The 9,043-nt window shown below is 58.3% G+C and carries 9 protein-coding genes; all 9 read right to left on the reverse strand.

The window, feature by feature from the left end; all coding sequences use genetic code 11:
• Window positions 1-67: 67 nt before the first annotated feature.
• Window positions 68-370 carry a hypothetical protein gene (locus EKD03_RS11715; protein ID WP_129630801.1) on the reverse strand — a complete coding sequence of 101 codons (303 nt, stop codon included), beginning with the start codon at window positions 368-370 and terminating at the stop codon, window positions 68-70.
• Between the two features lie 261 nt (window positions 371-631).
• Window positions 632-1,897: a Glu/Leu/Phe/Val family dehydrogenase gene (locus tag EKD03_RS11720; RefSeq protein WP_129630803.1), complete on the reverse strand. Its 1,266-nt coding sequence runs from the start codon at window positions 1,895-1,897 to the stop codon at window positions 632-634.
• A gap of 74 nt (window positions 1,898-1,971) precedes the next feature.
• A complete protein-coding gene (locus EKD03_RS11725; protein ID WP_129630805.1) occupies window positions 1,972-2,646 on the reverse strand; it encodes a GNAT family N-acetyltransferase in 675 nt (224 codons plus the stop codon).
• A gap of 32 nt (window positions 2,647-2,678) precedes the next feature.
• On the reverse strand, window positions 2,679-2,837 hold the full coding sequence (locus EKD03_RS18435; RefSeq protein WP_161569253.1) for a hypothetical protein: 159 nt from the start codon (window positions 2,835-2,837) through the stop codon (window positions 2,679-2,681).
• Between the two features lie 229 nt (window positions 2,838-3,066).
• Window positions 3,067-3,819, reverse strand: a complete 753-nt coding sequence (gene rlmB, locus EKD03_RS11730) for a 23S rRNA (guanosine(2251)-2'-O)-methyltransferase RlmB (protein ID WP_129630807.1) — start codon at window positions 3,817-3,819, stop codon at window positions 3,067-3,069.
• A 98-nt stretch (window positions 3,820-3,917) separates the two neighbouring features.
• Window positions 3,918-5,039 carry a molecular chaperone DnaJ gene (dnaJ, locus tag EKD03_RS11735; RefSeq protein ID WP_129630809.1) on the reverse strand — a complete coding sequence of 374 codons (1,122 nt, stop codon included), beginning with the start codon at window positions 5,037-5,039 and terminating at the stop codon, window positions 3,918-3,920.
• Window positions 5,040-5,054: 15 nt separating this feature from the next.
• Window positions 5,055-6,908, reverse strand: coding sequence for a molecular chaperone DnaK (dnaK, locus tag EKD03_RS11740; protein WP_129630811.1), 1,854 nt, complete (start codon window positions 6,906-6,908; stop codon window positions 5,055-5,057).
• Between the two features lie 48 nt (window positions 6,909-6,956).
• Entirely contained in the window at window positions 6,957-7,514 is a 558-nt protein-coding gene (gene grpE, locus EKD03_RS11745; RefSeq protein ID WP_129630813.1) for a nucleotide exchange factor GrpE, read from the reverse strand.
• A gap of 265 nt (window positions 7,515-7,779) precedes the next feature.
• Entirely contained in the window at window positions 7,780-8,886 is a 1,107-nt protein-coding gene (gene hrcA / locus EKD03_RS11750; RefSeq protein WP_129630815.1) for a heat-inducible transcriptional repressor HrcA, read from the reverse strand.
• Window positions 8,887-9,043 lie beyond the last annotated feature (157 nt).

The raw sequence follows: 9,043 nt of genomic DNA on the forward strand, positions 1-9,043 counted from the left end.
CCCGTTGCGGGCGTTCAAGGTGAGCGGGTGGGTAGTGCTATGTCGCAAAAAGACCTGGAAACTTAATTTACGGACTACTCACGCCATACGAACCTACGGGCATATCCACAGAGATCGTGATATAGGCCGCAGTGATGTCATCATCATCAGCAACCAGATCTCCCACATAGTCCACGCTATAATCGGGAAGAGTTAACCAGAAGCTGATAACCTCTTTGGGCTTAAAGCCACTCAAGGACATGGCGATAAATTCGCCTTGCTGGATAGAGGTCGGAGTCACAACCATAGATGCGCTTTGAGCGCGAGCCGGGGTAGCAAAAGCGGTCATCACCAACGCAATCGTAGCCAACAAGACAAACATGCGACGCATCAGGACACCTCCGTAGCTAATGCTCGATCACGATACTAGTGTGCAACACTGCACATCTAGCCATTCCGCAACGCGCTTCACTCATCGGTCGTTCCGCATCACAGTCAAGTAGTATGTTGAGCAAGATGTTGAGTGTATGCTTCTACTCATTCTAGTGGTTTGCTCCAACACCTCCTTAGTATTGACAGCAGGATTGATGCTGCTTATTGTACACTACTTATTGATGAAAAAGTAGTGTATATTAGGTTAATGATCCGCATTCTATGGATAGACTCCACGGGTCTGATCAGCATCAGCGACGCGCTGGACGGCAAGCAGATAGGCGGCGGTACGCATCGGGAGGTTACGAGTCTGGGCGATCTGCCAGACATGCTCGAAGGTTGCAATCATAATCCGTTCGAGCCGATCATTGACATCACGCTCATCCCAGAAGAACTCCTGAAGCCCTTGCACCCACTCGAAGTAGCTAACGATCACCCCACCCGCATTGGCGAGAATGTCGGGCACAACCAAAATACCGCGTTCGGTAAGGATCTGATCCGCATCGGGGGTGGTAGGGCCATTCGCTCCCTCGACGATCACCGCTGCACGAATGTGTGGGGCATTGGCGCTCGTGATCTGGTGTTCGAGCGCCGCCGGAATGAGCACATCACAATCGAGTTCGAGCAACTCGGCATTGCTGATGTGTTGCACACCGGAGGCGGTGTAGCCCTCTAGGGTATGGGTGGGATGCTGCTCACTAAAGGCACGCATGGCAGTGACATCAAGCCCGTGGGGGCAAGCATAGCCGCCACTCGCATCGGCAAGCCCAACCACCCGGCAACCAATCTGGTCGAGCAGCAGAGCCGCAGTCCCGCCTACATTACCGAAACCCTGCACTACCACCCGCAAGTCAGTGACGTTGCGCTGCATGCGGTGGGCCACCTCGCGCACCATCAGCATCACGCCGCGCCCGGTCGCCTCCATACGCCCCAACGACCCGCCAATGATCACCGGCTTGCCCGTCACCACTGCCGGAACAGTATAGCCACGGTGCATGGAGATGGTATCCATGATCCAGGCCATCATCTGGGCATTGGTGCCCATGTCCGGGGCCGGAATATCACGTTCTGGGCCGAGCAGAATGGAGATCTCCGTTGCAAAGCGGCGTGTCAGGCGTTCCAATTCACCCATTGAGAGCAGTTGGGGATTGACAATCACTCCGCCCTTGGCTCCACCATAGGGGATGTTGACCAGCGCACACTTCCATGTCATCCACATGGCCAGCGCACGCACTTCATCAATATCTACGTTCGGATGGTACCGAATGCCGCCCTTGACCGGGCCACGGCTGAGGTTGTGCTGCACGCGGTAGCCGGTAAAGACTCGTGTACTCCCATCATCCATCTTTACCGGGAAGTTGACGGTGAGTTCGCGCTGGGGAACCCGCAGGATGGCCCGAATACCTTGGGGAAGATTGAGCAGATCGGCAGCCAGATCAAACTGCTGCTGGGCGATGGCGAAGGTGTTGGGGTGTTCAGACGTCATTGTCTTGCCCTCGTGTGTTGAGCTTCCGGGAAGCTTCAAACTTCCCGGAAGCTATGGGAGATCATCACGTGTGTTTACAGCAGGCTCTTCCGCATGTAGTACCACGTTCCTTGCCCAAAGAGGAGCCAGGCAAAGAAGGAGTGACGGGTGGAAGCATGGACAAATCCGAGGTGCAGGTAGAGGTTCAGTGCGGTGGTATTTCGCGCACTCACATAGAGACCCAGAAAACGTTTGTGGCGCGCCCGTGCATCCTCTTCGGCGCGCGCCAGCAGACTGCGCGCCACACCACTGCGACGGTACTCTTCGCGTACCGCCACGTCGGTCAAGAAGCCCTCGTTACGATCAATCAGGTGGTCGAGCAGCGAGAGCGCAAACATCGAGCGAGTGGCCCGCCACACCCCTAATACCTCCTGAAAAGTCGCCTCAGCCAAGGTCGAATCATAATTACCCATCTCGGATGTCCGTACCGTGGTCGTTCCGATCAGGCGACCTTCATATTCAGCTACCAACATCCCGCGCATGGCACCATCACCTTGACGCTGCCAAGTTGTTGCGAGGGCGTGTACCCCCCGATCTATCTGGTCGCGGCCAAATGCTCCGCCGAAGGTATCGGCGAAGGCATTGCGGTGCAGATCGAGGATAGCGGGAACATCATCAAGATGGGCAGGCCGAATATGCACCGTGATCGGCGGGCCAGCAACGGGGGTGGCTACCAAGTTGGAGTTACTTAGGATCGCCTGGGTCGTCATACATGACCTTCCGAACCAGCACACCACGGATGCTACTTGGTCAGCAATTCCGTCACCCGACGGTCGAGGCGCGCCGAAATATCACGGTACATGTTGCCGCGCATCTGCTCGGCTTGGAGTTGACGCCGGAGCACAACGGCATAGAGCGCTGCGGCAGCAAGCAGGGTAAAGAGGAAGAGATTGAGTTTCATTCAGGTTCTCCTTAGGCGGATCTTCCGCTTAGGTCTCCATTCTAACGCAGTGTGATACAAGCATCAAGGCTGTTTATCCGCAGATGTTTGTCCGCAGATGTTTGTCCGCAGATGTTTGTCCGCAGATGTTTGTCCGCAGATTACGCAGATTGCGCAGATTGCGCAGATTATTTTCTTTTTTAATAATCTGCGTAATCTGCGTAATCTGCGGATAAAAACGCGGGACTCCCTACTCAGCCACCTTTTTGCGCTGGCGCCATGCGTTGTAGAGCGTGATACTCCCGGCGACAGATGCGTTGAGCGAGGCGATCTGGCCGGCCATGGGCAGGCGCACAAGAAAATCGCAGCGCTCGCGCACCAGGCGCGCCAATCCCGGCCCCTCGGCACCGACCACTAAGGCCAGCGGCAGGTTGAGATCAGCGGTATCAAGATCTTGGGCCTGCTCATCATCTTCGAGGCCCACCACCCATACACCCTCGCGCTGCAAGGTGGCTATCGTCTGGGCCAAATTGCCCACCAGCACCACCCGCAGGTGCTCGGTGGCTCCGCTGGAGGCGTTCACCACCGCCGGGGTGATCTCGGCGGCCCGGCGGCCCGGTATGGCAACGCCATGCACGCCCACCACTTCGGCGGTGCGCAGCAGTGTGCCGATGTTCTGCGGGTCTTGCAGGTGATCGAGCAACAACAACAGCGGTGGCTCGCCACGTTCTGCCGCGTAGGCAAGGCAGTCCTCAAGTTCCACGTAGGGGTACTCGTCGGTCTCCAACATCACCCCTTGGTGGTTGGCATCGCGCAACTGCTTGTCGAGTTGCTGGCGCTCCACCCGCTGCACCGGCACCCCCACCTGCTCGGCCAACTTGATGATCTCGGCAATAATGCCCGTCTCCTGCACCCCGTTGGAGACGACTAGGCGCTTGATGGTGCGCCGCTTGGCGCGTAATGCCTCGCGCACGGCGTTGCGACCATAGAGAAGTTCTGTCATTAGGTATGTACGCTTCTTCTAGGAGAGACGCAAATAGTAGAGACGCAACATGTTGCGTCTCTACGTTGCGTCAAAACGTTGCGTCAAAACGTGAACCATCACAACCCCAGTGCATCCTTGATCCGCCCAAAGAAGCCCTCGTCATGTTCACCCTGATCTTCGGGCTCGAAGGTGCGCGCCAACTCTTGGAAGAGCTTGCGCTGGTGCTCATTCAGACGGCTCGGTACCATCACCCGGCTGACCACGATCTGGTCGCCGCGCCCACTCTGACGCAGGAAGGGCACGCCCTTCCCGCGTAGCCGGAAGGTCTGGCCGGTTTGGGTTCCGGGCGGAATACGCAGACGCTCCGTACCATCCAACGTGGGCACATCAATTTCCTCACCAAGAGCGGCCTGCGCCACATTCAGCTTGAGTTCGAGGATGATGTCGTTGTCATCACGGGCAAAGAGCGCATGCGGCTGCACATCGAGCGCCACATAGAGATTGCCGGGAATACCACCGCGTGGCCCCGCCTCACCCTCGCCGCTGATGCGAATCTGCTGGCTGCTATCCACCCCCGCCGGTACCTTGACGGTAATGCGGCGGCTTTGACGCACCCGGCCCTCCCCGCGACACTCCCGGCAGGGCATGGGGATGACATAGCCCGACCCTGAACAGGAATCGCAAGTGGTCACCGTGACCATATTGAAGAGCGGGGCACGCTGGCGAACCTCGCCACTGCCGCCACACTTGGGGCAACGCACCGGATCAGTGCCGGGTTCAGCACCATTACCCTTACAGGTGGGGCATGTTTCGAGGCGGCGGAACTCGATCTCCTTATCACAACCAAAGATCGCCTCTTCAAACGAGAGCTTCAGGTTGTAGCGCAGATCGGCCCCACGCTGCGGGCCACGCTGGGTGCGCCCGCCACCGCCCGCCCCACCAAAGAAGGCATCGAAGATCGTACTGAAGGCATCGCCGCCCCCAAAGGGATCATAGCCCCCACCACTGCCGGGGGTACTATGGCCAAAGCGATCATACATCGCCCGCTTCTGCTCATCAGAGAGCACCTCGTAGGCTTCGTTGATCTCCTTGAACTTCGACTCCGCGTTCTCCTCTTTGTTCACGTCAGGGTGGTACTGACGTGCCAAACGGCGGAACGCCTTCTTGATCTCATCCGGCGAAGCACCCCGGCTGACGCCAAGCACCTCGTAGTAGTCACGTTTTGCACCCGTTGTCATAGCGCTTCCCTCAGACTACTCGGCCTTAAATTCGCCATCCACCACATCATCGGGTTGGTTGGCATTTGCTTGGTAGGCCATCTGGCTGACCTTCTGCACCGCAACGCCCAGTTCGGCATTACGGTTACGAATGGTCTCAACATCATCGCCGCTCAGTGCCGCCCGCAACGCGGTGATCTTATCCTCAACCTCAGTACGGGTTAGGCCATCAACCGCATCACCGGCTTCACGCAGAGCCTTCTCCGCCGCGTAGATCATCGTGTCGGCGGCATTGCGCACCTCGATCTGCTCGCGGCGTTGGGCATCCTCCTCGGCATGCACCTCGGCATCCCGTACCATCTGCTCAATCTCCGCATCGCTCAGGCCCGACGAGGCGGTAATGGTGATGCGCTGCTCTTTGCCGGTGGCCTTGTCGGCAGCGGTGACATTCACAATTCCGTTGGCGTCAATATCGAAGGTAACTTCGATCTGGGGCACACCACGCGGAGCCGACGGAATACCACCGAGTTCAAACTTGCCCAGGCTCTTGTTGAAGCGCGCCTCGGCACGTTCGCCCTGAAGGACGTGGATCTCAACGCTGCTCTGGCTATCGCTGGCCGTCGAGAAGACCTGACTCTTGCGGGTGGGGATGGTCGTATTGCGCTCGATCAGCGGCGTCATCACGCCCCCCAACGTCTCGATGCCCAGCGTCAGCGGGGTGACATCGAGCAACAGCACATCCTTGACCTCGCCACCGAGGACGCCCGCCTGCACAGCGGCACCCACCGCCACCACCTCATCAGGATTGACGCTGCGGTTCGGCTCCTTGCCGAAGAACTTGCGCACAGCATCCTGCACGGCGGGCATACGGGTCTGCCCACCAACGAGGATAACCTCATCAATCTGGGCGGGGCGAATGTCGGCATCCTTGAGCGCCTGACGCACCGGACCCATACTGCGCTCGATCAGATCGCCGGTCAGTTGCTCCAGCTTTGATCGGGTCAGCAAATAGCTCATGTGCTTGGGGCCAGTCGCATCAGCGGTGATAAAGGGCAGATTGATCTCGGTCTGCATGACCGTCGAAAGCTCCATCTTGGCCTTCTCGGCAGCCTCCTTGAGCCGCTGGAGCGCCATACGGTCGGAGCGCAGATCGATCCCGAACTCCTTCTGGAACTCACTCGCCAGCCAATCAATGATGCGCTGATCGAAGTCGTCACCACCCAGGTGGGTATCGCCACTGGTGGACTTGACCTCAACCACACCCTCGCTCAGTTCAAGCACCGAGACATCGAAGGTGCCACCGCCCAGATCATAGACGACGACCAGTTCGTCCTTGCCCTTCTTATCGAGGCCATAGGCGAGAGCACTCGCGGTAGGCTCGTTGACGATGCGCAGCACCTCAAGGCCCGCGATCTTCCCGGCGTCCTTGGTCGCCTGGCGCTGGCTATCATTGAAGTAAGCTGGCACCGTGATCACCGCCTGCGTCACCGGCTCACCCAGATAGGCTTCGGCATCAGCCTTCAACTTCTGCAACACCATAGCCGAAATCTCAGGCGGAGCATAATCACGGTCGCCCATCACCACGCGCACATCACCATTCGCCGCACCAGTCAACTTATACGGCATCAGATCATGATCACGCTGCACCGTCGGATCAGAAAACTTACGGCCAATAAAACGCTTGACCGAAAAGATCGTATTTTCAGGATTAGTCACCGCCTGACGGCGGGCGACCTGGCCGACCATCCGCTCACCGGACTTATTCATCGCCACCACCGAAGGGGTCAAGCGGGCACCCTCAGCATTGGGGATGACCACCGCCTCACCCGCTTCAACGACGGCAACCACCGAGTTGGTCGTTCCAAGATCGATACCGATAACTTTAGGCATAGGAAGTCAATCTCTCATCATACATAACGAAATACAGCCGAATCGCACCTACCCGCGCCCGACCTTCACCATCGCGGGGCGCAACACCCGCTCGTGGAGCTTATAGCCACGCTGAAGCTCGGCAACCACCATGCCATCCTGGCCCTCAGCCTCCTCATAGAGCACCGCCTCGTGGATGTTGGGGTCAAACTCCGTCCCCACCGCCGGGATCGTCTTAACGCCCTCACTCTCCAGAAGTGTGCGCAGCTTTTGGGCAATAAGCTGGGTGCCGCCCCACCATGCCGACTCAGCAATATCGGCAGGAATATTGGCAATCGCACGGTCAAAATCATCAACCACAGGCAACAGCTTGAGCAGCACACCCGCCCCAGCACTGCGAATAAGTTCCGCACGCTCAGTATCAGAGCGGCGCTTAAAGTTCTTATAATCAGCCGTAGCGCGCAGCCACTGATCCTTAAACTCAGCCGCCTGGGCTTCAGCCTTGGCGAGCCGCGCCTCCAGATCGGCTAGGCTCGCGCCACTCGACTGGCCAACCGCCGCGTCCACCACCTCAGCAGCAGCGTGACCATTGTTCTCAGCTTGTAGGTTATTCTGTTCCTCGCTCATAGTTCTCCTCGTCTATCTATCTTCGTCCGGTGGGGGCGGCTATGCCGCACAGTCGTTCGGTTATGCGTCCTCTTGCGCCCCGGTTGTTGACCGCAGAGGACGCAGAGGAACGCAGAGGAAGAACCAGAGGTAGTGTGAAACCCATCCCTCTGTGTCCTCTGCGGTGGTTATGGTGTACCACCGAGGATGATGCCCTCCTTAACCGAATACCTATGCAGCTAGGCCGCCGCCAAAGAAATAGCACAATTCAGCCCAAACCTTACCATTACTCCTCAACTGGGGGCCGTGATTCACCAGCATAGAGTTCGGACAGCAGATTACTCATCAGCGACGAGATATAGCGCACCGTCGAGATCGAGCGCGGATAGGCCATGCGGGTCGGCCCGATCACGCCCAGCACCCCCGTGACCGCACCACCCACGCCATAGCGGGCCAGCACGACACTATACTCACGCATCTCATCTTCGCTATGTTCCCCGCCGATGATCACCTGAACACCCTCACTCGCCAAGGCTTGCGGGATGAGTTGGCCCAAACCGCGCCCACTCTTGAGAATATCCAGCGCACGGCGCAGGCGCTCGACGGCACGTTCAGCATCATCGCGGGCCAAGGCGGGGATAAACTCCGGCTGGCTGAGCATCTCCAAAAGACCATCGGAATAGATATGTTCGCGGGCCTGCTCTTCAAACGCCTGCATCGCGTGGGTGACGAGGCCAATCACTACCCGCTCAAACTCACCGAAGGTGGGGTGGGGGCGCACGGCATCCTGCGCCAGAAGCTCCTCAACCCCACTCAGCGTAAGATCGGCCAGTGCCTCACTCATCCGCCCGGCACAGCGGCGCAGATCCTCAGACGTGCGCACCCCATCAAGCCCAAACGTCTGCTGTTTAATAATCCCGCTATGAAAGACCATCACCGCCAGCACCATGGTCTCATGGATCGAGATCAGTTCCAGATTCTTAAAGCGCAATTGCTCGGCACGTGGCGGCGTGACCAGCGACGCATTCTGGGCAGTACGCGCCAAAACCGCGCCAGCCAATTGGATCCACTGATCCAACTCCCCACGCACCTGATAGAACTGATGGCGAATCATCCGCTGCTCGACCAACGAGAGCGACGTGCGCTCCATCAGATTCTCGACAAAAAAGCGGTAGCCCGCGTCCGTCGGCACCCGACCCGCCGAGGTATGCAGGTGCGTCAGATAGCCCAACTCCTCCAGCGCGGCCAGATCATTCCGCACCGTCGCCGAAGAGAACCCCAAGCCAAACTTGCGTACCAGCGCCTCCGAGGCGACGGGGTTTGCCGTCTCGATAAACTCCTGCACCACCAGTTTGAGAATGAAGAGACGCCGTTCGGTGAGATTGGGTGCCATAGCTGCCCATCCTAGTCGCTCGATGACGGGTAGCGCATCGTTGGGAGTTGTTAGCACTCTCAAGGGTGGAGTGCTAAGGGTTCAAGCGAAATGATTGGCGTGCATTTATGCACGCCGCTGAATATGATACCACGATTCGGCGTAGTTGTCATGGGGT

Origin of the sequence: Candidatus Oscillochloris fontis, from assembly GCF_004138135.1 — a bacterium.
GTDB classification, from domain to species: Bacteria; Chloroflexota; Chloroflexia; order Chloroflexales; family Chloroflexaceae; genus Oscillochloris; species Oscillochloris fontis.

What these genes read in the sequence shown, in the direction of transcription:
- EKD03_RS11715 (WP_129630801.1), bottom strand. Translation starts at nt 370, where the DNA reads ATGCGTCGCATGTTTGTCTTGTTGGCTACGATTGCGTTGGTGATGACC.
- EKD03_RS11720 (WP_129630803.1), bottom strand. Translation starts at nt 1,897, where the DNA reads ATGACGTCTGAACACCCCAACACCTTCGCCATCGCCCAGCAGCAGTTT.
- EKD03_RS11725 (WP_129630805.1), bottom strand. Translation starts at nt 2,646, where the DNA reads ATGACGACCCAGGCGATCCTAAGTAACTCCAACTTGGTAGCCACCCCC.
- EKD03_RS18435 (WP_161569253.1), bottom strand. Translation starts at nt 2,837, where the DNA reads ATGAAACTCAATCTCTTCCTCTTTACCCTGCTTGCTGCCGCAGCGCTC.
- rlmB (WP_129630807.1), bottom strand. Translation starts at nt 3,819, where the DNA reads ATGACAGAACTTCTCTATGGTCGCAACGCCGTGCGCGAGGCATTACGC.
- dnaJ (WP_129630809.1), bottom strand. Translation starts at nt 5,039, where the DNA reads ATGACAACGGGTGCAAAACGTGACTACTACGAGGTGCTTGGCGTCAGC.
- dnaK (WP_129630811.1), bottom strand. Translation starts at nt 6,908, where the DNA reads ATGCCTAAAGTTATCGGTATCGATCTTGGAACGACCAACTCGGTGGTT.
- grpE (WP_129630813.1), bottom strand. Translation starts at nt 7,514, where the DNA reads ATGAGCGAGGAACAGAATAACCTACAAGCTGAGAACAATGGTCACGCT.
- hrcA (WP_129630815.1), bottom strand. Translation starts at nt 8,886, where the DNA reads ATGGCACCCAATCTCACCGAACGGCGTCTCTTCATTCTCAAACTGGTG.